At 71.7% G+C, this 20,970-nt stretch carries 25 protein-coding genes and 1 pseudogene; all 26 read left to right on the top strand.

What is annotated here, in order from left to right:
- Positions 1-26 precede the first annotated feature (26 nt).
- The 26 genes and pseudogenes from RKD20_RS38920 to RKD20_RS38795 all read left to right on the top strand — a co-directional run bounded on the left by RKD20_RS38920 (position 27) and on the right by RKD20_RS38795 (position 20,962).
- On the top strand, positions 27-485 hold the full coding sequence (locus RKD20_RS38920; protein WP_424881788.1) for a hypothetical protein: 459 nt from the start codon (positions 27-29) through the stop codon (positions 483-485).
- Positions 482-1,669: a hypothetical protein gene (locus tag RKD20_RS38915; protein ID WP_424881787.1), complete on the top strand. Its 1,188-nt coding sequence runs from the start codon at positions 482-484 to the stop codon at positions 1,667-1,669. Before RKD20_RS38920 ends, RKD20_RS38915 begins: the two co-directional genes overlap by 4 nt.
- Before the next feature lie 433 nt (positions 1,670-2,102).
- The gene (locus tag RKD20_RS38910; protein WP_424881786.1) at positions 2,103-2,600 is read left to right on the top strand and encodes a hypothetical protein; all 498 of its coding nucleotides are present in this window, start codon (positions 2,103-2,105) and stop codon (positions 2,598-2,600) included.
- A gap of 99 nt (positions 2,601-2,699) precedes the next feature.
- Positions 2,700-3,125, top strand: a complete 426-nt coding sequence (locus RKD20_RS38905) for a hypothetical protein (RefSeq protein WP_424881785.1) — start codon at positions 2,700-2,702, stop codon at positions 3,123-3,125.
- Entirely contained in the window at positions 3,122-3,967 is an 846-nt protein-coding gene (locus RKD20_RS38900; RefSeq protein ID WP_424881784.1) for a relaxase/mobilization nuclease, read from the top strand. Before RKD20_RS38905 ends, RKD20_RS38900 begins: the two co-directional genes overlap by 4 nt.
- A 13-nt stretch (positions 3,968-3,980) precedes the next feature.
- Positions 3,981-4,676 carry a hypothetical protein gene (locus tag RKD20_RS38895; RefSeq protein ID WP_424881783.1) on the top strand — a complete coding sequence of 232 codons (696 nt, stop codon included), beginning with the start codon at positions 3,981-3,983 and terminating at the stop codon, positions 4,674-4,676.
- 21 nt (positions 4,677-4,697) lie between these two features.
- Positions 4,698-5,456 (top strand): hypothetical protein, encoded by a 759-nt coding sequence (locus tag RKD20_RS38890; protein ID WP_424881782.1) that lies wholly within the window; start codon positions 4,698-4,700, stop codon positions 5,454-5,456.
- A complete protein-coding gene (locus tag RKD20_RS38885) occupies positions 5,453-6,100 on the top strand; it encodes a hypothetical protein (RefSeq protein WP_424881781.1) in 648 nt (215 codons plus the stop codon). Before RKD20_RS38890 ends, RKD20_RS38885 begins: the two co-directional genes overlap by 4 nt.
- A gap of 16 nt (positions 6,101-6,116) precedes the next feature.
- Entirely contained in the window at positions 6,117-6,455 is a 339-nt protein-coding gene (locus tag RKD20_RS38880) for a hypothetical protein (protein WP_424881780.1), read from the top strand.
- A 278-nt stretch (positions 6,456-6,733) separates the two neighbouring features.
- Positions 6,734-7,117: a hypothetical protein gene (locus tag RKD20_RS38875; protein WP_424881779.1), complete on the top strand. Its 384-nt coding sequence runs from the start codon at positions 6,734-6,736 to the stop codon at positions 7,115-7,117.
- Positions 7,114-7,917 carry a DUF317 domain-containing protein gene (locus RKD20_RS38870; protein WP_424881778.1) on the top strand — a complete coding sequence of 268 codons (804 nt, stop codon included), beginning with the start codon at positions 7,114-7,116 and terminating at the stop codon, positions 7,915-7,917. Before RKD20_RS38875 ends, RKD20_RS38870 begins: the two co-directional genes overlap by 4 nt.
- Before the next feature lie 27 nt (positions 7,918-7,944).
- Entirely contained in the window at positions 7,945-8,301 is a 357-nt protein-coding gene (locus tag RKD20_RS38865) for a hypothetical protein (RefSeq protein ID WP_424881777.1), read from the top strand.
- Positions 8,292-9,113 (top strand): DUF317 domain-containing protein, encoded by an 822-nt coding sequence (locus tag RKD20_RS38860; protein WP_424881776.1) that lies wholly within the window; start codon positions 8,292-8,294, stop codon positions 9,111-9,113. The genes RKD20_RS38865 and RKD20_RS38860 overlap by 10 nt, the downstream gene beginning before the upstream one ends.
- 77 nt (positions 9,114-9,190) lie before the next feature.
- Positions 9,191-9,709 (top strand): hypothetical protein, encoded by a 519-nt coding sequence (locus RKD20_RS38855; protein WP_424881775.1) that lies wholly within the window; start codon positions 9,191-9,193, stop codon positions 9,707-9,709.
- Between the two features lie 2 nt (positions 9,710-9,711).
- A complete protein-coding gene (locus RKD20_RS38850) occupies positions 9,712-10,497 on the top strand; it encodes a DUF317 domain-containing protein (protein WP_424881774.1) in 786 nt (261 codons plus the stop codon).
- 32 nt (positions 10,498-10,529) lie between these two features.
- Positions 10,530-12,323, top strand: coding sequence for a TraM recognition domain-containing protein (locus tag RKD20_RS38845; RefSeq protein WP_424881773.1), 1,794 nt, complete (start codon positions 10,530-10,532; stop codon positions 12,321-12,323).
- A 36-nt stretch (positions 12,324-12,359) separates the two neighbouring features.
- A complete protein-coding gene (locus RKD20_RS38840; RefSeq protein ID WP_424881772.1) occupies positions 12,360-12,839 on the top strand; it encodes an XF1762 family protein in 480 nt (159 codons plus the stop codon).
- On the top strand, positions 12,730-13,164 hold the full coding sequence (locus tag RKD20_RS38835) for a hypothetical protein (protein ID WP_424883420.1): 435 nt from the start codon (positions 12,730-12,732) through the stop codon (positions 13,162-13,164). Before RKD20_RS38840 ends, RKD20_RS38835 begins: the two co-directional genes overlap by 110 nt.
- Positions 13,161-13,913 carry a hypothetical protein gene (locus RKD20_RS38830; protein ID WP_424881771.1) on the top strand — a complete coding sequence of 251 codons (753 nt, stop codon included), beginning with the start codon at positions 13,161-13,163 and terminating at the stop codon, positions 13,911-13,913. The genes RKD20_RS38835 and RKD20_RS38830 overlap by 4 nt, the downstream gene beginning before the upstream one ends.
- A gap of 78 nt (positions 13,914-13,991) precedes the next feature.
- The gene (locus tag RKD20_RS38825; protein WP_424881770.1) at positions 13,992-14,930 is read left to right on the top strand and encodes a DUF317 domain-containing protein; all 939 of its coding nucleotides are present in this window, start codon (positions 13,992-13,994) and stop codon (positions 14,928-14,930) included.
- 336 nt (positions 14,931-15,266) lie between these two features.
- The gene (locus tag RKD20_RS38820; protein WP_424881769.1) at positions 15,267-15,749 is read left to right on the top strand and encodes an alpha/beta hydrolase; all 483 of its coding nucleotides are present in this window, start codon (positions 15,267-15,269) and stop codon (positions 15,747-15,749) included.
- Positions 15,733-16,227, top strand: coding sequence for an alpha/beta fold hydrolase (locus tag RKD20_RS38815; protein WP_424881768.1), 495 nt, complete (start codon positions 15,733-15,735; stop codon positions 16,225-16,227). Before RKD20_RS38820 ends, RKD20_RS38815 begins: the two co-directional genes overlap by 17 nt.
- A 23-nt stretch (positions 16,228-16,250) precedes the next feature.
- Positions 16,251-17,121 (top strand): annotated as a pseudogene (locus RKD20_RS38810) (hypothetical protein).
- Positions 17,118-18,392 carry a DNA cytosine methyltransferase gene (locus RKD20_RS38805; RefSeq protein ID WP_424881767.1) on the top strand — a complete coding sequence of 425 codons (1,275 nt, stop codon included), beginning with the start codon at positions 17,118-17,120 and terminating at the stop codon, positions 18,390-18,392. The pseudogene RKD20_RS38810 and the gene RKD20_RS38805 overlap by 4 nt, the downstream one beginning before the upstream one ends.
- On the top strand, positions 18,392-19,519 hold the full coding sequence (locus RKD20_RS38800; RefSeq protein ID WP_424881766.1) for a DnaB-like helicase N-terminal domain-containing protein: 1,128 nt from the start codon (positions 18,392-18,394) through the stop codon (positions 19,517-19,519). The genes RKD20_RS38805 and RKD20_RS38800 overlap by 1 nt, the downstream gene beginning before the upstream one ends.
- A 66-nt stretch (positions 19,520-19,585) precedes the next feature.
- Positions 19,586-20,962 carry a DUF317 domain-containing protein gene (locus RKD20_RS38795; protein ID WP_424881765.1) on the top strand — a complete coding sequence of 459 codons (1,377 nt, stop codon included), beginning with the start codon at positions 19,586-19,588 and terminating at the stop codon, positions 20,960-20,962.
- Positions 20,963-20,970: the final 8 nt, after the last annotated feature.

Raw genomic sequence — 20,970 nt, 5'->3', positions numbered from 1 at the left:
GACAGCGTGAGGAGAAGCCCGCCCCCTTGCAACCCGGCACCCACTTCGCCTTCGGCGACCACGACACCCACGGCTTCGTCGCCTCCTTCACCGCCTCCCTGCCCGCGCACCTCGCCCACTGGTACCTGGAGCGCGAGCAGTTCGAGCCCGTCCCCGGTGAGCCCGGGCTGTACCGGCTCAGCGAGCCCGAGCGCGATGGTCCCCGCCGGACCCGCCAGGCCGTCCACGATCTTCGCCGGCAGGGCTACACGGTGCAGGCCGACATTCGCCTCGACCCGGCCCTCTCCGACAGCCCACCACGCCCGGTCCGGCCGAACGGGCTCCAGGAACGCCGCAGCCGTCTCGCCCAGGCCGCCGCCGGCCGAACGACGCAGCGCGCCACACCGCCCACCACGTCCTTGCCGTCGGTCCGGCCGATACCGCCGAAGCCCGCCTACGCACCGACCGTCCACCTGACGGCCTCAGGCAGTGGACGGTCCCGATGACGCCCGCAAGCACCGCCCCCGATGGCCACCTGCCGGTGGCACCCGAACTCGCCAACGGAGCCCGCGACTTCCGGCTGCGGATGGCGGTCATCGACCGCGAGACCGAAACCGCGCTCGACATGACACGCGACCGCTACGGCCGCACCGTCCACGCAAGCGCTGCGGCAGCCGCACGAGCCCACCGCGACAAGGCGGCGGTGGAGGCGTACACCACCCACCTCGCCCCGCACACCGATGCTCTGCTCGATGCTGCCCGCCGTGTGCTCGACGAGCTGCCACCTGCCCGGCATCTGGCCGGGTGGCGGGCCGTGCTGGACGGCCTGGCCGCCTCCGCCACCGAGATCCGCCGGGCGCTCGACCGGCCGGCCACCCCCGGCTCCGCAGCCGAACGCGCGCAGCACGCGGCCCTGTGGCCGCACCTCACCGCGTGGGCGGATCAAAGCGTCATCGCCAGCAACCTCGCCGACCAGAACAATGGCCAGCACCACAAGGCCCCGCTGACCGACGAAGAACAGCAGATGTGGACCGAGATGGCCCAAGCCGCGCAGAGACGAGGCGAGCTGGAGCTGACCGAGTCGTGGTACGCCGCCGACGGGCAGCCGATCACCCTCGCCCACCTGGTCGAAGACGACGACTCGACGCTGGTCGCGCTGCGAGGGGACCCGGACGCACCGGGCTGGCAGGTGATCGGGCACTACGCCCACGAATACGAGGCAGGAAAGGTACTGCCCGTCCCGGTCCCGCCCGGCGTGCTGCGCACGGACTTCTCACGGTTCAACCGCCCAGCGCCCGTCCCGGAGGTGTCGCTGCAGGAACTCATCCGCGACGTCGTCGAAGGCCGAACTGCGGGTGACGCCTCCGAAGCTCTCCTCGGCGCCGTCCAACGCGGATACACCCCGGGCCCGATGGTCCGTCTCCAGGAACTCCTCGAAACGAGTAGCCAGTTCGCCCGCGCCCTGGAGACCGTGCAGGGCCGCCAGATCGCCGCCCGCCTCTCGGCGCTGGGCCGGCAGATCGAGTTCCTCACCCGCGAAGTCGAGGAGGCGGCCGAGGACCTCGGCGAAACCGTCGCTGTCCTGCCGCCGCACCGCACCCCCGTGCTGCGGGTCCGCCCGCGCCCCGCCGTGGACACCACACCGCCCACGCCGCCGCCCCGCGCCAGCACGCCCGCCCGCCACCGCTAAGCACCGAGAAAGCACCCGGTGTCCCTGACCGCACCCCCGGCCCCGGCACCGGGCATCACCCACGGCGCGGTGCTTGGCAGCCCGTACGTCGCCCGCCTGCTCGGCGGCACCCTCACCTGCCGCCTCCCCAACGGCATGGCGCCCGTCGCCATCACCCTGTGGGCCACCGGGAGCGGAGGCAGCAGCGCCTTCGGCGGGCTACTCAGCGCCCTGTACGGGCTGTCCTCCGCGCTGGCCCAGCCGGTCAAGGGATGCCTCATGGACCGCCGCGGCCAGAGCACGGTGCACCGTCCGGCCGGCGCGCGCCGGCGTCTCGGTCCCACCGGACACCTGCAGCGCGGCCGGCATCGCCGCCCGCGCCGGAGGCCCGGCACAAGACGCCCTGATCAGGGCGCAACCCCTTTCCTGTCCAACCCTTTGAGGAGATCCATTTATGGCCGTCCGTATGCAGTGGACCGTGGAGCACGCATGCTCTCACCAGGTGGTTCATGACTTGTCCGGCCGTCCTGCCGACAAGCGTGCCGGATTCGCCCGCTGGCTCGCGACGAAGGACTGTACCGACTGCTGGAAGGCGGCGCGTGACGCCGACACCGAGTCCAAGGAGGAGTGGCTCGCGGCCAAGCGCGTCGCAGAGCAGGAGGCGGCCGTCGCGTGGGCGAAGCGGTTCGACATGCCGCAGTTGGAGGGTCCGGAGAAGGCCCGGGACTGGGGTGAGCGCTCGCGTCATCAGCTGATGACGGCCGCGCACACCGCGCTGGTCGTGGAGGGGAGTTGGGACGAGGCGGACTGGGCGGAGCTGGAGGAGAAGGCCCGCTCCCTCACGCGTGCCGGGTGGTGGATAGATCAGCGGGACGCCGAGGGCACCGACGTGCTCGAACTCCTCGACGCAGCGACCGAGGCGGACCGCGGGACGGAGAACCCGTTCCGCTGACAGCGGGGGAACATAGCCGGGAAACGCCGGTTAGCCAAACCGGCGTTCCTCCGGACCATTGTTCCTCCCACCCCGCCCACCTCGCGTGGAAGGAACAGCATGTCCCAGCCCCCGCCCTCGTCGGCCTTCGCGCCGACACCCGACCCGCTCACCCCCGACCGGGACATCACGCACCAGCACTTCCAGGCCGGTGACACCGTCGTCGTCCTCAAGGGGGTGGCCGGCGGGGAACTGTGGGGCGACGCGATGCGCGTTGTCGCCCCGTCTTGGCACACCCCGACCGACGAGGACGGATGGCGGCTGCGGGATGCGACCGGCGGAGCCCAGTCCTACGTCACCGCCCATCCCCGCTATCTCGTGCATCTCTCGCGCCGCTGCCCGGACTGCCTGATCCACCTGCGGGCCATGGAGGACACGCTCCTTGCGCGGTTCGCCGGCCGCGACGAGCTGATCGATTGCGGCTGGTACACCACCACCGCTCTCAACCATCTCGTGCACATCGCCGACATCCGGGGTGGTCGATGATCCCCCGCCTCCATGAGCGGACCCACACTCCGCACGACCCGCTCGCCGAGGCGCTGGGGCGGCCCATCTCGCCGATCGAGGGCCTCACGGAGTACACGGTCGTCGCCCACTGGCCGGGCCTGGATTACTTCTCCCTGGACGACGAGCAGAGGACCTGGACGTCCGTCCAGTGGGCTGAGCATCTCGAAGGCCCGTACCTGGAGCATCCGTTCGCCGCCAGTCCGGACGACGACCGGCGGGCGATCCTCCATCTCGACGTCCGGCTTCACCCGGACGACCGGGAGCTGACCGGCCCCGAGTGGGCTGAAACCGCCCACCGGCTCGCGCGGGCCGCCGGCATCGAGATTCCCGGCGAGGAGCACGGCTGCCGGTGGATCGCCATTCAGGCCCAGCCCGGACGCCTCGATTTGATCGCCAACCTGATCCACCTCGACGGCGCGTGGCACGCCCCGCCCGCAGACATTCTGCGGCGCCTCTCCGCCGAGGCGCGCCGCATCGAGCAGGACCTGCTCCTGATCCCCGTACGCACCGGACCCACCCCGCGGCCCGCCATCCGGCCAGCGACCACGGCATCGGCCCAGCTCGCGAGCGTCCTCACCCAGCTCGCCGACGAGCAGACCGGCCCGCTGGCCACGGTCCGCGGACTCGTCGAGCACACCGCGCAACGGATCGCCCGCCAGCCCGGCGCCGCCGGAACCGCCACCGCGCACCGCCTGGAGCTGATCGCCCGCCGCCTCCACGCCATCCAGCAGGACCTGGACAGCACCGCCGCGTGCCTGGTCCAGCCCCGGGTCGCCGCCGCACCGCCCGCCGCCCGGCACACCGTCCACCGATCGCCGTAGGAGAAACGCCTCATTGCCCCGTACCGACCGCTTCCTGGACATCCGCCGTGACTCACACTCCGACGAACTCCTCGCCCGTGGCGGCGACTCCGAGGCGCACAGCGTCCTGCAGCGCGCGGGTTTCGTCGCCGTCGTCCGCGTCCACGAGACCTACCACCGCGCCCCCACCGGCCTCACCCAGGACGACGAGTCCCGTCTCGCCGCAGACGCCGTCGCTCGCCTCCGGGCAGCCGGATACCACGTCGACTGTGACGAGGACTTCGACACCGAGGCCCGTCCGGCCAGTTACCTGCCGCTGGGCTCCTCCGTCGCCCACCTCGCCGAGCGCATTCGCGAGGCCACCACCACCGACGAGGCGGCCGACGCGCTGACCGAGCTGACCGCCGCCCACGACGGCATCCTCGTCGCCCTGCGCGAAGTCCTCACTGCCACCGCCGAATTCCACGAAGGGCTCGGAGGAGCAGCCGATCAACACGTCGCCCGGCGCCTTCGCTACCTGGACGAATGGCGCTTTCGCTCGCTTTTGAACGACCGCTCGGCCACCCGCAACGCTCTCGCCGACCGGCGCGCCCCTCACCCCGGTCGGAGCACCTGCACCGGGGAGGTCCCCGCCACCGAACGCGAGCGCTCTGCCATATGCGCCTGCCCGCCCCCGCCGCGCACGCTCCCGGCCCCGCCACTACCGGTCGCGGTCGGACTGCGCCGCTGACCCACCTCACCCAAGGACACCATGCACGACCACGACACCTCCGAGCGCCTCGCCTCGTACGCCGACGTCCTCGCCGGCGAACTCCCCGACACCTGGACCAGCACTCACCTCCCGGCGGGCGCCAAGGACGACCTCACCGAACTCGCCGACCGCATCTGGGACCTGGACCTGGTCGCCGCCTCCCTCGCCGAGCACCCGCTGAAGCAGGCAGCCGTCCTGAGCCGCCCGGACGGCGCCCAGCTCGTCCTTCTGGACCGGCACGACGAACGCGACGGATTCCTCCTCGCCGCCGTCGCCCCCCGCGCCCTGCCCGACGAGGCGTACCGCGCCGTCCCCGAGCCCAACGGCATCGCCCTGGCGGACGACCCGTTCCTGGGCGCCGAACAGATAGCCGGCGACCTGCTCGCCCGCTACGACAGCGCGCTCGCCCAGGTCCGGCACAACGCCCTGGGCGGCATCCAGCCCTCCCAACCGGACCGGATCGTCCTGACCTGGCAGCCGGACGGCAGCGTTGCCACCGCACCCGTCGACGACCGTGCCGGCGTCGTCCTCGTGGCCAACGGCTTCGTCCAGGACCCGCAGAGCGGCATCTATCGCCTCAGCGGCGACGACACCAGGGCGCAGGCGCGCGCCCTGCGTGAGATCGGCCCTCAGCTGGACACGCTCGGCATCGGCACCGCCCTCCAGCACCCGGCAGGCCGGACCGCGCCCACCTCCGCCCCAGCCTCCATGCCGCCGGTCCCGGCCGGCACCCGTACGTCGGCCAACCGGACTCGATGACGTTCAAGGAGCCCGAGTTCTGGGTGCTGGAGTACATCACCATCACCAAGGACCCCCGCACCGGCCTGGTCGTCGCCATCGGCGGCACCGAGAAGGCGGCGGACATCCTCCAGCGAGCCGGCGGCTTCCTCTGCGCCCCCGGACCGCGCGGGGACTACCACCGGCTCCCGCACGGCCTGCCCGTCGAGCAGCAGCGCCTGAAGGCGACCACCGCCTCGCACGCCCTGCTCGCCGCCGGTCACAGCGTCCATCTCGACCCCGCCCTGAACGCGCTGACCAACCCGGACAGCGAACACGACGCGGCCCTGCGCTACCTCGCCCAGCTCGCCGAGCGGGCCTCTGCTGCCAAGACCAGCAGCGCGGTAGCCGAGGTGCTGACCGAGATAGCCACCCCGGTCAACGGGCTGCTGCCCCTCACCAGGGAAGCGGTCGTCCGGGCCTGGATCGCCGCCAGTGACCTCCAGAGGGCTGCCCCCAGCAATGAACCCGCAGCCCTCGCACGGCTCAGGGACACCGCCAACTCCATGAGCCAGGCCGCGCACATGATCCTCCACGCCCGCAACCACGCCGCCCGTGCACCGCAACCGGCGGCCCCCACACCACCGCCGAGCACCGCTCAGCCCTCGACCGCCTGCCGCCGTTGAACCCGGAGAGAAGCACATGGCCAACCTGGCCGACGAATACGGCACGGACGTCGAGATCTACATCAAGGCCCTGACGACCACCTTCCACGCCGACACCCCTACCAGCGCCCCCGCCAAGCTCCACGACCTGCTAGAACAGCTCGGTACCGACGAGCAGAAGCGCCTGGCGACCCGCGCCATCCCCGCCCTGCTCCTGGCCGGGTACGACGTCAACTGCACGCCCGACGTCTTCGACGAAGCCGCCTACCGGCAAGCCGTGCACGACGCCCGCACCCGCGCAGCCCACCCCGCCGCGCAGCCTCCGGCACCGGCCAGCTCCCCCTCGCGCCCCGCACCGGCCCGGCACACCCCGTAAGACCGCCCGGGCGGCCCCGGCACCCCGCCGGGGCCGCCCACCGCACCGCTCGATCCCCCGGAGAAACCCGTAGCAGCCCGCACACCTCCACCCATCAGCCACCGGCTCAAGCCCCGACTCGCGACCGCCCTGTTCCGCCGCTACCTGCGCGCCTGCATCCCGACCGGCCCCGACCGCGCCTCCCCGCTGGCCGGCGCCCGCCCGGAGGCCGTCCTCGCCGAGACGCAGCGCGTCGGCCACCGCCACCACCACTGACCGTCCCCCTGCCCCGGAGGAGCATGTCCCACCCCGCCCTCTACCCGGTAAGGCTGGCCGACGAGATCGCCCGCCAGCTCGGCCAGCTCGCCGACGACCTCTCTCAGCTTCCCCCGCCGCAGGCTGCGCAGGTCATCGCCCGCGTCCTCGACCCGGGCAGCGGCGTCCTCGGCGGCATCACCCAGCTCGTCGCCACCGGCAGCGTGTTCGCCAAGGACCAGGCCGAACGAGGCGCTCTCCCCGCGGAGGTGAGGCTCGCCCTGGGCCGCGCCTCGAACGAACTGCGTGATATCACCCTCGACCTGGGCGAACACAAGGACACCCTGCTGCACGTCGGCGCCCAGCCCGCCACCACCGCGGCGAAGCCCCCGGCGCCCGCACCGCTCGTGGTCCGGCGGCGCCGGTGAAGAACAAGCAATGGCAGGGCTGGGGACCAGGCGAGCAGGCCGAGCAGCACTATCTCGTCCAGCCCCGTGCCCTCGCCGGCGGCGGCGACGTCCGGCACGTCTCACAGTTCCTGCGCGCCTCGGGCTGGCGGGACAAGTCCAAGGCAGGCGGCCCTCTGCTCATGGAGAGCCCGGACCGCACCATCCGTGTCGCCTACGACCCCTACGTCCTGCCCGGCGGGTGGACCATCCACGGTCAAGCGGACGGCCCCAACGGCGAATGGACGGCGCACCTGGGCCGGCAGACGCCAGTGGAGATCGTCGCCGGTATGACCGACGCCCTCACCCGACCCCGCTCCGCCCACGCCCCCAACGTCTGGGCACCCCTGCAGGAGCAGAACTGGCACGCGCGTTCCGAGGGCGAGCACTACACGGCGACCAGCCCCGACGGCACCGCGTGGATGCAGTACCACCACAGCCCCGACGGCACGGCGATGTGGTGGACCGGAGCGAAGGACAAGCAGGGAAACGGCTGGACGGCCAACTTCACGCCCAACACCCCGATGCACCTGGTACAAGCCCTCTCGGCCGAACTCGCCGATCCCGATCCCGTGATGCGCCCGCGCGGGCGCGTCCCGCACAGCGCACAGATCCGCACCTGGTCGGTCTCCGTCACGCCCTCCCAGCTCAGTGCGTGGCAACAGGCCCGGATCACGGCCGCCCGCGCCGCCACCTGGGCCCGCCACAGCGCCCGAAGCACCCGGCCACGCACCACCGCCCGTCCCTACGCCCCCGCCGGCGGCGCCCGGACCCGCCGCTGACCCGACGCCCCGTACTCAAGGAGCCCGATGCTCGCACTCACCCCGCAATCCATCCGTACCGCGACCGAGACCCTGTCGGACCTCACCGACTACCTGCGCGAGAGCCCCGACCCCGTGGAAGCCCTCGCCCTCGTCGAGCCCCTCCTCGACGAGTACACGGGCCTGCCCGTCCAGCTCGCCGACACCCTGCGCGCCCTTGCCCGCGCCGTGCAGGAACACCCGGACACGCCGCGCACCGCGCAGGTCGATCTCCTGATCACCGAGTTGCGCACGGCCGCGTGGGAGCAGACCGACCAGCACACCCTCCACTACGTGCTGGACGACCTCCGCGACCTGTATGGCAGCACCGCCGCGAACGGGCAGGGGGACGGCCGGTGCCCCTGAGCGAACGGCAGCTCGCCGAGTTCGCCGACAAGCACGCCAGGCAGATCCCCTTCGACACCAGCCCCCGCCACCTCGCCGGCTCCGGGGATGCCCGCCACGTCACCCACGGCCTGGCCGCCGCCGGATGGAGCGCCGTCTCCGACCCGTTGAGCGCCGAGATCGTCCTGCGCAGCCCCGACCTTCGCCACCGCCTCCAGCTCGACCCGCAGTCCACCACCTCCGCGTGGTGGCGGCTGCGAGCCGAGCCCACCGACACCGAGCCCGGCTGGTACGCCGAGTTCGGCGAACTCGTGCCCGCCGAGGTCCTCGCCGGTTTCACCGACGCCCTCATCGCCTCGCCGCCACAACAGCCAGACCCGTGGCAGCCGGTGACCTCGGCGGGCTGGCACCGAGATGCAGACGGCACGGCGCGCTCGCCGGACTCCATGTGCCACGTCGAACTGCGTCCGTTGAGCGAATTCAGCGACCGACCGTCCTGGCACGTCGAGACCCGCGAGCCCGGCCACGGACAGTTCCCCGGCCCGCGTATCTGGCACGCCTACTTCGACGAGCGCACCCCCGCCCATCTCGTCGGATCGTTCCTCACCGCACTGGTCGACGGTAGCCCGCTCCAGCGCGGCATGTACGACCGCACCGGCCACTACAGCGCCGTGCAGGAGCCCAGCCCGCTGCGCCCGCAGCAGGTGGTCGACGCGTACACCGCGCGTATCGAGTCGGTCCGCGCCCGGGCACGCTCCGCCCGCCGACAGCGGACGAAACCCGCACTGCCCCCGGCGAAGGGCCACACCGCCCAGCCAGCCGCCCGCCGCTGAACCGACAGGACGGACTCCTCCCCATTTCCGCCGATCACCGCGCACACCGCGACTTCCTCCGTCACCTCGACCGCTACGTGAGCGACAGCAAGAAGATCCTCGACGCCTGGGACGCCTACTCCGACGAGCACACCGACCTCGACGGCTGGCCCCACGACGACCACGCCTACGGCCTGCGCGCGAGCCAGCGCGACGCCGACACCGCAGAGGCGTTCGAATCGCTCCGCTACGGCGCCCGTCACCTCCTGGCCACCGCCGAGACGCAACTGGCCCAGCTGCCGGAGAACACCGTGCAGAGCCGCTGGGTCTACCAGCTGGGCGTTCTGCACGCCGCCCTCGACCGGCTCGAGCAACTGCACGAGCAGTGGCTGGAAACCCGAGACGCCCTTCCCGCCACCGCCAAGCCCGGCACCACGGCCTTCGACGACGCCCTCGCCGAGTACCACGCCGAATCGTGGAGCTACCTCGACGACTGGGCCACCCACGGCAAGACACTCCGCGAGATCAACACCGCCGCCCGCAAAGCCCCCTCACCTCTGGCACCCGCACCCGCACCGGCTCCCGCAGCCGACCGGCGAACCCCGGCACGGAAGTGACCATGCCCCCGGCTCCCGAGACTGTCGAGGTCGACTTCATCGCACCGCGCCACCTGGCCGGCGGTGGTGACCCCGCCTGGATCACCGTCCCCCTTCACCGCGCCTGCGGCTGGAACCACGGCAACGACCCCCTGATGCCGCGCGTCCTGCTCTCCAGCCCCGACCAGAAAGCACTCCTACGCCTGGAACCCGAACCGGAACCCGACGGCCAGTGGTGGACCCTTCACCACGCTGCGGAGCCGGACCGGCCCGCCTGGTACGCGAGCTTCGGCGCCCTCACCCCGGTGGAACTGATCGCCGCCGTCACCGACGCCCTCACCGATCCGGCCGCAACGACGATCACACCGTCCGATCCGTACGAGCCGCTCCAACAGATCGGCTGGTCGCCCGCCTCCGCGGACAACGGCCTCGTGTCACCCGACGCCACCGCATACGTCCAGTGGCTGGGCAGCGCGGAAGAACCGGGCGCCTGGTTCGTCACCGCCGCACTCGGCCCGGACCGGCCGGTGTGGCAGGCCCGCTTCGGCGCGCACACTCCCGCCCACCTGCTCGCCGCGTTCACCACCGCGCTCGCCGATCCGAAGCCCGTGCTGCGCATGGACAGCGGGCGCAGTCTCCCGACCCGCGACCCGAACGTCGTCACCCGCAGGAGCACGGACGTGCTCGCCGTGTACGTCGCCGGGGCGCTGGAAGAACGCGTCCACACCTTCGCTGCCCGGCACGCCACCCCGCCGACGAGTTTGAACCCCTCGCGACAGCCGCCGGCCAAGAACAGCCGCAGCCGCTGATCCCTCCGCCCCCGCCCGGAAGCACGTAGCCCTTGCCCCCTTCCTCCTCCAACAGCAATACCGACGGGTACGACCTCGTCCTGCGCCTCCTGATCGGCGTGCTCGCCGTCGTCGTCCCCCTCGCCCACCTCGCCTGGCTGTCCGGCAACATCACCGCCTACCTCACCGGCGCCACCTGGGCCGCCTACCAGCCGACCACCGCCCTGCTCCACCCCGAGCAGGTCTGGCCCGACGCGGGAGAAACGTCCCTGCTGATCGGTGCCCGCATCGTTCCCGTTCTCCTCCTCCTTGCCCTGGGGACGGCCGTGGGCATCGTGTGGGCCCGGCACAAGAACCGCAGCGGCGGCCGGAAGAAGAAGATCACCGGCATGGCCAAGGCCCGCGACATCGAACCGCTGATGGCCAAGGCGATCACCGACAAGGCCCGCTCCCTGCGCCCGAGCCTGAAGGACGCCAAGCACATCGAGGCCCGCGACACCGGCATCCTGCTCGGCAACCTGCAGGGCACCAAGCACGAGGTGCGCATGGGCTACGAGGACGTGGCCGTCGCCATCATGGCGCCCCGCTCGGGCAAGACCACCTCGCTCGCGATCCCCTCCATTCTCGCCGCGCCCGGCCCGGTCCTGCTGACCTCGAACAAAGCCGCGGGCGATGCCTTCACCGCGACCTACGACGCCCGCGCCCGCGTCGGGCAGGTGTGGTCGATGGACCCGCAGCAGATCGCGCACGCCGCCCGCGAGATGTGGTGGAACCCCCTGGCGGACGCCAAAACCCTGGACGGAGCCGGGCGGTTGGCCGGCCACTTCCTCGCCGCGAGCGTTGACGCCTCTCAGCAGGGCGACTTCTGGTCCAAGGCCGGATCCAACATCCTCGCCCAGCTCTTCCTCGCCGCGGCCCTCGACGAGCGGCCGATCACCGACGTCATGCAGTGGCTGGCCTTTCCCGCCGACCGCACCCCGCTCGACATCCTCCGCGACCACCAATTCGCCGCCGTCGCCGCCCAGCTCAAGGGCACGGTGGAAGGACCGCCGGAAACCCGGGACGGCATCTACGAGACCGCCCGCCAGTACGCCGCCGCCCTGCTGAACAGCGAGATCGCCGCCTGGGTCACCCCGCAGAAGGACACCGCCGAGTTCAAGCCGTCCGCGTTCGTCGCCTCCACCGACACGCTGTTCCTGCTCAGCAAGGACGGCGGAGGCGGCGCCTCGGCGCTGATCGCCGCGTGCGCGGACTCGGTGATGCGGGCCGCAACCGCGCAGGCCGAACGCGCCGGCGGACGGCTCGACCCGCCCATGCTCGCGATCCTCGACGAGGCCGCCAACGTCTGCAAGATCAGCGACTTGCCGGACCTGTATTCACACCTCGGCTCGCGCGGGATCATCCCGATCACCATCCTGCAGTCCTACCGCCAGGGCCAGAAAGTCTGGGGTGACGCCGGCATGGACGCCATGTGGTCCGCCTCGACCGTCAAGGTCATCGGCTCCGGTATCGACGACCCCGACTTCGCCGACAAGCTCAGCCGTTTGATCGGCGACCACGACGTCGAGACCACCTCGACCTCGCACTCGGAGTCCGGAAAGTCGACCTCGGTCAGCATGCGGCAGGAGCGGATCCTTCCCGCCGACGCCATCCGGGCCCTGCCCAAGGGCACCGCACTCTGCTTCGCCACCGGCATGAGGGCCGCCATGCTGGACCTGCGACCGTGGTACCTGGAGCCCGGAGCGCAGGAGCTGTCCGCGGCGTCCGCCCGCGCGTCGAAGGCGATCACCGCCCGCGCCGTCGCGAAGCACGCGCCGACGCAGTCCGACTTCGGGAAGGCCGTGTGAGCGACGCCCGGCTGCACCTGGTGCCGGTGCGCTCACGTGAGGCGAAGGACTTCGTGCGCGCCTGGCACCGCCACCACCAGCCGCCCGTCGGACAGATCTTCGCCGTCGGAGCCGCCGACGAGAGCGGCACGCAACGCCAACTCGCTGCTGTACGGGGCATCATGGCGCGCGGCGAAAGCCCTCGGTTACCGGCGCCTGATTACCTGTACCCAGGAGGGCGAGAGCAGCGCGTCCCTGCGCGGCGCGGGATGGCACCTGATCGCCGCCCGCTCCGCGCCGGCCACGGCAACGACCGCATCGCCCGCTTCCTGCGGCAAGCCCCGTGAACCACATGCCTGGAGATGCCCTGCACACCTACGAACCCACCGACCTCGACGAGATGTCCCCGCGTCAAGCCGTAGACGCCGTGACCGCGGACATCCGCGACCACCACATCACCGCGGACGGCACCGGCCTGTTCAACGCCACACGGCACATCGGCCTGCTGTGCCACCTCGCTGCCCGCATGGCCGCTGACGTCGAGTACCAGCTCGCCCCGAACATCGCCGACCTCCCGCCCGCCGAAACCCTCGTCGCTAGCGCCGGCCACGTCGGGCGGGCCATCGCCCACTACACGCAGGCACTCGCCCCGCTCATCACCCTCACCACCACAGCGCAGGACACGCTCCAGCAAAAGCTCGACTCGCTGGACCACCACAGCCGCCTGCGGATCCACCTCGACGACGCCGGCCGCGCCCTGGCAGCGGCCCGCACCGCGCTGGAAGTGCCGCGGCCCCCCGCTGCTGCGAGCGCACCCGCCGCGGTGCCGTTTCACGCCCCGGCCGTCCGGCGCCGTGCATGACGACACCGCCCACCGACGGCCTCCTTTTCGACGTGGCCGCCCCACCGACGCCGGTTGAACGGCTGCTGCTGCTCGCAGACCAGTACGTGCGGCACAACGACACGCTCGACCGCCTTCTGCGGGCCGGTTCGCCATCCGAGCCCGACGCCCACGTCGCCTCCGCACAGCGACTCGCTTCTGCGACGGGCACCGCCATCAAGGCGGTCATGGACGAGCGGCTCTACGAAAGTCACGAGTTGTCGGACGCGGTGCTCCGCCTCCAGCAGCTCGCCTTCCTGAGCAGCGCCTCCACGGACCACCGCCTGCCGATGGCCCGCACTCTGACCGCCCTGGCCCCCGAAGCCGCCACGGGCTGCGCCGACACCGTCGCCCACGAGATCCGACGCCGACGCTGGAGTACCACCGACACTCCAGACCACCAGCTGACCCCCACGCAGCGCACCGCCCTGTGGGAGATCGCCTGCGGACACGTCATGGCCACCAGCTCCCTGGGACGGCAGTACGTCCACTACCGCGACGAACGCGTACTCATCGGCACACTGCGGTCGCTGGAGGCGAACGGCCTCGCCGAACGCGTCCCGCAGTCCGCGTCCTCCGCCTACGTGGGCGGACCGCTTCAAGACCGAGTCCGTCTCACCGCCGTCGGCACCACCGCCCTGGCCGCCGCCATCAGCCGCCCTCCCACCGCCAGGGCACCTGGTACGACACCCGCGCCCGCCGCCGCGACGACGGCCACCCGAAACCGCTGACCATTCCTCCGGAGCCACACCACTCCATGCCCTCGCTCGACCTGGTGCTCCATACCTTCCCCACCACTGGACTCCCTTGTGCCCGAACCCCGCCCCGACCCCGGCCTGCGCCGCACGCAGCGGGCCGGCCGTGACCGTAGCGATGACGATGTCCTCGTCGCCCCTGGCTACCTCGCCGGCAGTGCCTACTGCGGTACCGACGCCTTCGTCCCGCTGACCCATCACTACTGGCACGACATGAGTGACGAGATGGGCAACTTCTACGTCACGACCATGGGCAGCCAGCTCCGCGTCGCCTACGTCCCGGAAGCATCCGAACTGATGCCGGACGCCACCGCGTTGTGGCAGATCCGCTGCCGCACGGATCTGCACGCCCCACCGACCTGGACCGCGGCCTTCACCGACGACACCCCGCCCGAGATCATCGCCGCCGTCACCGCCGCCCTGGACGCCGACGTCACCGCGGGCCGATGGGACGACGAGCCCTACCGCGAACGCGATGACCATCCGGCAATGGTGTGGGAGGTCCTCCGCGCCGCCCGCTGGCAGATCACCGTGGACGGCTGGCACATCACCGCGACCTCGCCCGACCGGCTGGCCCGCCTGGAATACCGCCCTCCCTCCTCGTTCGGCGGGCACACAGTGGCCCGGGACGAGGCATGGCGCGCGAGGATCCTTGCCGCCCCGGATGCACGGCAGGCGCTGTGGGAGGCCGATTTCCACAGCGCCACCCCCGCCCATCTGGTCGCGGCCTTCGCCACGGCTCTGGCCGATCCGGCGCCGGTCTCCCGTGAACGCGCCTGCGTGCCGCGCGAGTGCCACGCCCACCTGCGCCCGCTGAAGCCAGACGCCCTCGCCGCGCCCCGGGCCGCGGCGGTGCCCACGCCGCTAGACCTCGCCCGTGCCCGGGCGGCTCGCGGTCCCGCACTGGCGACCGTCAGCGTTCCGCGCTGGTCGACCACGACACGGCCGCCCGCCGTTGCTGCCCCCGCCGTCACGCCGGGCCCGCGCCGCTGACCATGTCCGCCGCCGGGATCCAGCACGACACAGCCGCCGAAGGCCCCCGCGCGCTCGCCCGCCCCAGGCCCGCAACCAGCCCAGCCACAAGCGCCTCCCCGCCGCCTCAGCCGGCAACGGCACCACCCGGCCGTGGTACGAGCCGGTAACCAGCCAGCGCCACCCCCGTCCCGCCGCCCGAGCACGCCGCCGAAGGCCACAGCCGTACGGCGCCTCGCTATCCGCCCGCCCCCGACCGGCGGCAAGCGCAGTGCGGTGCCGAACGGCCGGTTCCACCAACCCGGCCCGGACGGCGAACAGCTGCCCCCTACTGATCCCCCTTTGGGAGTCCTACCTGTGCGCAACCCTCCTTCTACCACCGAGGTGTTGTCGGTCTCCGCCGCGGACGGCACTGGCCTGTCCGTCTACCGCGACACCCCGGTGCGCCCGCGTCCCGGCGGCGCGACGGTCGTGCTGGTGCACGGCGCGTCCGTCACCGCGGACCTGTGGCGCGTCCACGCCCGGCACCTGACCGGGCTGGGCTTGACCGTCGTGCGCTACGACCAGCGCGCGCACGGTCACACCCCGCGCGGTCAGGCACCGCTGACGATCCGGCAGCTCGCCGACGACCTGCACCAGATCCTGACCCACGTCGTCCCCGCCGGGCCGCTGGTGCTCGCCGGCCATTCCCTGGGCGCCCTCGTCCTGCAGGAGCTCGCCGCCCTGCACCCCCAGCATCAGGCCCGCATCCGGGGCATGGTGCTGCTGTCGGCCACCGCACGCGGTGCGAGCGTGCTGCCCGGACGCGACCCGCGCCTGGCTCTTGGCCGCCGGACGTAGCCTCGCCGCCCTGACCTGCACCCGGGCCCCACGCACGGTGGACTTCCTGCGGCACCGGCTGCCCACCGCACACCCCTACAGCCTCGCGCCCCACCCCGACCGGCCGGCCGACGAGCCGCCGCCGTGCCGCCACGGCATCCGCCACACCCGCACCCGTGATCTCGCCGTCCTGTGGCAGTGCCTGCGCCGCTACCAGCCGCGCGACGCCACCGTGCTCAACCAGTTCGGCGACCGGCTGCTGCTGATGGCCGGCGCGGACGACCGGCACATCCCCGCCGCCCACACCAAGCAGTTGGCCTCCCAACTCCCTGCCGCCAGCCTGGAGATCCTCCCCCGCACGACGCACGCGCTGCCTATCCGCCACCCGGCGCTCATCAGCGACCGCATCGCCCGCCTCGCCGCCGACCCGAGCCCCCATCCTCCCCACCCCCAGGACCGATCATTTCCGAACTCCCTGCCTTCCGGGCAATTTCACTAGGTGCCGGTATCCAGTCCAGCGCCATGCTCGCCCTCTCCGCACAAGGCATACTCCCGAAGGTCGACTACGCAATTTTCGCCGACACAGGCTGGGAACCGAGAGCCGTTTATTCCCATCTCGACCGGCTGGAGCGAGAAATAGCCAGCCCTGCAGGCATACCCGTTCTCCGCGTATCGTCCGGAAACATACGCAAGGATGCCCTGGACCCCGAGCACAGGTTTGCATCGATGCCGCAACGTCATGAACAAGGACGGAAAGCCGGGTATGACCAGGCGGCAACGCACCGGGGAATATAAAATTAAGCCGATCAAGAAAAAGGTCCGCGAAATACTCAGCTATCCCTATCCGGCACGCGTCCCCAAGGGTGTCTTCGTCGAGCAGTGGGTCGGCATCTCCACCGACGAATTCCACCGGGCCAAGGACGCCGATGTGAAGTACATGCGCAACCGGCACCCGCTCATCGACATGGGGTGGTCGCGGTCCGACTGCGTCCGTTACCTGACGTCGCTCGGCCTGGCCGACACCCCGAAATCGAGCTGCCTCGGGTGCCCTTTCCATGGAAACGCCCAGTGGCGCAACATCCGTGACAAGTCCCCGGAGGAATGGGAGGACGTGGTGGAGTTCGACGCTGCCATCCGCAAGGGAAATGCCCGCGCCAACGCCACCGGCAACCGTCTGCTCGGCGAGGCGTTTCTCCACCGCTCCCGCGTCCCTCTCAGCGAAGCTCCCATCGATCACGTCACCGCCGCTGAATGGGCGGCGATGCAGCAGGAACTCGCCGACAGCGGACCGGACCTTCAGGAGCTGGAGCAAGGAGCCGCCGATGGCTGTTCCCCGTGGGCGTGCCGCGGTGAAGTCGAGCGGGTACAGGACGACTTCGGACTGGTCTCTTGACCATCCTGGACCTGTTTGCAGGACCGGGGGGATGGAGCCACTCGCTTACCGTCCTCGGTGTACGGGACGTGGGCCTTGAATGGGATGAGTGGGCCTGCAAGACCCGTGCGGCGGCGGGGCAGTTGACCATTCGCACCGACGTGGCGCTTTATCCCGTCTGGCCCTTCCTCGGCAAGACCACCGGGCTGATTGCGAGCCCGCCCTGCCAGGCATGGTCCATGGCCGGCAAGCGCCTCGGCCTGGTGGACCAGCCGCTCGTGCACCAGGCAGTGGCGGACCTCGCCGCCGGACGCGACACCCGCGAGAAGCTGCTGACCGCCTGCCGGGACGAACGCTCGCTGCTGGCCGCCGAGCCCATGCGCTACCTCCACGCCCTCAACACCGTCGGCGAGCCCGAGTGGGTCGCCATGGAAGAAGTGCCGGATGTCCTGCCGCTGTGGAAGCAGTACGCCTCTGTGCTGCGCGGATGGGGCTTCTCGGTCTGGTATGGGATCCTCAACGCCGCCAACTTCGGCGTGCCGCAAACCAGGCGGCGGGCAATCCTGCTCGCCTCCCGCGTCCGCACCGCCCAGCCCCCAGCACCCACGCACGCCCAGACCGCTGAGCCGGAGAGCCTGTTCGGGCCAGGCCGTGACCGATGGGTGTCGATGGCCGAGGCCCTCGGCTGGGGCGCCACCGACCGGCCCGTCCCCACCCTCTGCGCCGGCGGCGGACCCGGCGGCGGGCCCGAACCGTTCCCTTCAGGCTCCCGCAAGACGCTCTCCGACGCCAGGGATCGCGGCACCTGGATGCCGCGACCGGAGGCTGTGGTCCTGCAGTCCCGCCGCGAAGGAGCCGGATGGGCCGCCCGGCACGGCACCCGCGAGAACCGGACCGCCACCGCCCCGGCGCCGACGTTCACCGCCGAGGCGCACCGCTGGTCCTGGTCCCTGCGCAGCAACAACCAGGCCAACGCCACCATCCGTCCGCTGTCCGAGCCGGCAGGCACGCTGTTCTTCGGTCACCGGGCGAACGAGTGCACCTGGGTCGCCGCACCGGCCTCGGCGCCGACGGAGGACACGGGCGCGCCAGCGGTGCCGGAGCCGATCCGGATCACCGCCCGCGAGGCCGGCCTCCTGCAGACCTTCCCCGCCGACTACCCCTGGGCCGGCAACAAAGGCCAGCAGTTCTCCCAGATCGGCAACGCCGTACCGCCGTTGCTCGCCGGCCACCTCCTCGCCCCGCACCTCGGCGTCACCCTCGACCCCGACGACTTCACCCTCGCCGCCTGATGCCCCGCACCCCCGAACCCGACGAGGACGACGACCTCGACCTGCCCGACACACATCCGCCGCCGCCCGTGCACTACGTCGAGCAGGCCCTCCTCGGCGCCCTCCTCCTCGATCCTCACCGTCTCGCCGACGTCACCGGCATCGCCGGCAACTCGTTCTACACCGCCGCGCACTCCGCCTTGTACGCAGCGATCAGCACCCTGCCCCCGCCCGACCCGGCCGAGCACGCCAAGAACACCAAGTGGCTCGACCGGGTGCTCGCCACAGGGCGCGAGCAGGCGCGCGGACTGACCGCCTCCTACCTGCACACCCTCGTCCAGGTCTGCCCCTGGCCCCGCCACGCACCGGCCTACGCACGGATGGTCGAGGCCGAACACGCCCGCCGCCGCCTGCAGAGCGCCGCCGAACGCCTCGTCCAGACCGTCCACGATGCCTCCCTCCCACACCCCGTCCAGACGGTGCTCGCCGAGGCCGACGCGCTCGCCGCGGTCGTGGACGACATCGCGAGCCGCTTCCCACCGCGCGCCGGCGTCCTGCCCCGCACCCCGGCACCGCCGCCGGCCATCACGCCCGACCACATCGAGGCCGTCGAGGAGGAGCGGCTGCTGCTCGCGACCGCCACCGCCCACCCATCCGATATCGAGTCCGTCCGGTGGCTGCTCCCCGACGACCTCACCCTGCCGCTGCACGCCGGCCTGTGGCAGTGCCTGACGGCTCTTGCCCGCCGCCGCGAGCCCGTCGACCCCGTCACTGTCCTGTGGGAGGCCCAACAGCGCGGCGTGCTGGACGACGGAAGCGAACCGGGCGAGGTGCTCCGTCTGCTGGCCGAACCAGCCGGTTCCGTGGAGCACTGGGGCGAGCGCGCCCTGCAGCGCTCCCTCCTGGCAACCGCCGATCACACCGGCCGACGCATCGAGGCGTACGCCGGCGACCCGACGAACACCCCATTCCAACTCGTCGCCGGCGCCCGCCGATCCCTCGCCGACATCGGCGCCATCCGCACCCGCTGGCAGCACGCCACCAAAACGGTCCCGCCGCAGCGACCGCGGCCGGCGCCCACCACTCGCGCCGGCCCGCCGACCACCACGGCCGCCCACATCGCCCGCGCCGCGCGAGCAACCCGATAGCACCCCGCATACGCCGGTGGCCGGACTCGAAGACCCGGCCACCGGCAGAAGAGACGACACCCCAACGTGACCACCAATCGCCCCATCGACGCCCACGTCCGCCTGGACACCCACCCCACCCATCCCAGCGCCGTGACCGCCGTCCTGACCGGCACCCAGGCCCACATCGCCCACCTGGGACTGGAGGCAGCCGACTGGACCGTCGTCGCCGACAACGTCCTGGTCCTGGTCCGCATCGACCACGAGGAGCCCTACTGGGCCCAGGACGCAGCCAAGCACCTGACCGCCGAAGGCATCACCGTCGAGATCACCCCTCGGCTCCAGGAGGCCATGGACGAGGAATGGACCTGGGCGAACTATCCGATGCCCTGGTGCATCCGCAGCGAAATCCGCGAGGTCTCCAATCAGGCGCAGAAGATCCATGACGACATCCGCCACGGCCAGCTCCTCATCCACGCCCACGCACACGACGGCCACACCACCGTCGCGGTCGGTACCTACCTCGGCCGCAACGGCAAGTCCGTCTACCTCCACGGCGAGAACCACCTGCGCCAGGTTGCCGATACCTTCGACTCACCCGCCCAGGCCATGCTCGCCTTCGAGAAGGTCCACCGCACCGAGATGCGCCCCGGCCCGGCCCCCCTGACCGACACCGAACGCGCCGCCGCCGAAGCCCGCACCACACTCGAACTCACCGCAGCCAAGCCCGAACCGGCCCGCCCGGAGCCGGAGACCGTTCCGGCCTACCTGGCCGATGCCGGCGACCACGACGCCCTGCTCGACACCTTCCTCGACGCACACGGCGACTGGGAGAAGTGGCGCACCTGGACAGACGGAACCACCCATGCGATCCACGAATCGCAGACCCTGCGCATCGAGCAGGTCCACGAAGCCCACGCCCGCGAGACCGCCTGGACCGTGGCCGCGTACGAGACGCCCGTCTCCGACCGCATGTGGCACCTGACCGCCACGGGCACTGCCCCCGCCCCCATCCTCCAGGCTCTGCTGAACCACCTCGCCGACGGTGACGGATGGGACACCGCCCTCGGGAGCCCCGTTGACGAGAAGACCGTCACCGCCGCCACGAAACCCCTCGCTGAGGTCGGATGGAAGCACACCGTGGACGGACGCTGGCTCCGCTGGACGAACGCCTCCCAGGATGCCGGTGTCCAGTTCGACGCCTTCGCCGCTCAGCACCCGAACAGCAGCCTCGCCACCTTGACCATCTGGGCCGGCCCCACCATCGACCAGCCCACCTGGACGATCCACGCCTCCCCTTACGCACCCGCCCCCATGATCGCCGACCTGGCCGAGGAACTCGCGCACGGCACCGGCACGCGACGGTCCAACCCCAGCGTCCAGCGGCAGCCTCCGCGTCTCACCGCTACCGCACCGGCCATCGCGTCGACCGTCGCCAGACCTCAGGCGAGCCGAAGTCGCTGACCAGCACG

Origin of the sequence: Streptomyces sp. SLBN-8D4 (genome assembly GCF_049739545.1) — a bacterium.
In the GTDB taxonomy this organism is placed as follows: Bacteria; Actinomycetota; Actinomycetes; order Streptomycetales; family Streptomycetaceae; genus Streptomyces; species Streptomyces canus_C.
The sequence above is the reverse complement of the archived record's forward strand: the minus strand, read 5'-3'. Positions and strand labels throughout refer to the sequence as shown.

Excerpts from the sequence above, each read along its gene's own strand:
- RKD20_RS38915 (WP_424881787.1), top strand. The coding sequence starts at position 482 with ATGACGCCCGCAAGCACCGCCCCCGATGGCCACCTGCCGGTGGCACCC.
- RKD20_RS38910 (WP_424881786.1), top strand. The coding sequence starts at position 2,103 with ATGGCCGTCCGTATGCAGTGGACCGTGGAGCACGCATGCTCTCACCAG.
- RKD20_RS38905 (WP_424881785.1), top strand. The coding sequence starts at position 2,700 with ATGTCCCAGCCCCCGCCCTCGTCGGCCTTCGCGCCGACACCCGACCCG.
- RKD20_RS38900 (WP_424881784.1), top strand. The coding sequence starts at position 3,122 with ATGATCCCCCGCCTCCATGAGCGGACCCACACTCCGCACGACCCGCTC.
- RKD20_RS38890 (WP_424881782.1), top strand. The coding sequence starts at position 4,698 with ATGCACGACCACGACACCTCCGAGCGCCTCGCCTCGTACGCCGACGTC.
- RKD20_RS38885 (WP_424881781.1), top strand. The coding sequence starts at position 5,453 with ATGACGTTCAAGGAGCCCGAGTTCTGGGTGCTGGAGTACATCACCATC.
- RKD20_RS38880 (WP_424881780.1), top strand. The coding sequence starts at position 6,117 with ATGGCCAACCTGGCCGACGAATACGGCACGGACGTCGAGATCTACATC.
- RKD20_RS38875 (WP_424881779.1), top strand. The coding sequence starts at position 6,734 with ATGTCCCACCCCGCCCTCTACCCGGTAAGGCTGGCCGACGAGATCGCC.
- RKD20_RS38865 (WP_424881777.1), top strand. The coding sequence starts at position 7,945 with ATGCTCGCACTCACCCCGCAATCCATCCGTACCGCGACCGAGACCCTG.
- RKD20_RS38850 (WP_424881774.1), top strand. The coding sequence starts at position 9,712 with ATGCCCCCGGCTCCCGAGACTGTCGAGGTCGACTTCATCGCACCGCGC.
- RKD20_RS38830 (WP_424881771.1), top strand. The coding sequence starts at position 13,161 with ATGACGACACCGCCCACCGACGGCCTCCTTTTCGACGTGGCCGCCCCA.
- RKD20_RS38800 (WP_424881766.1), top strand. The coding sequence starts at position 18,392 with ATGCCCCGCACCCCCGAACCCGACGAGGACGACGACCTCGACCTGCCC.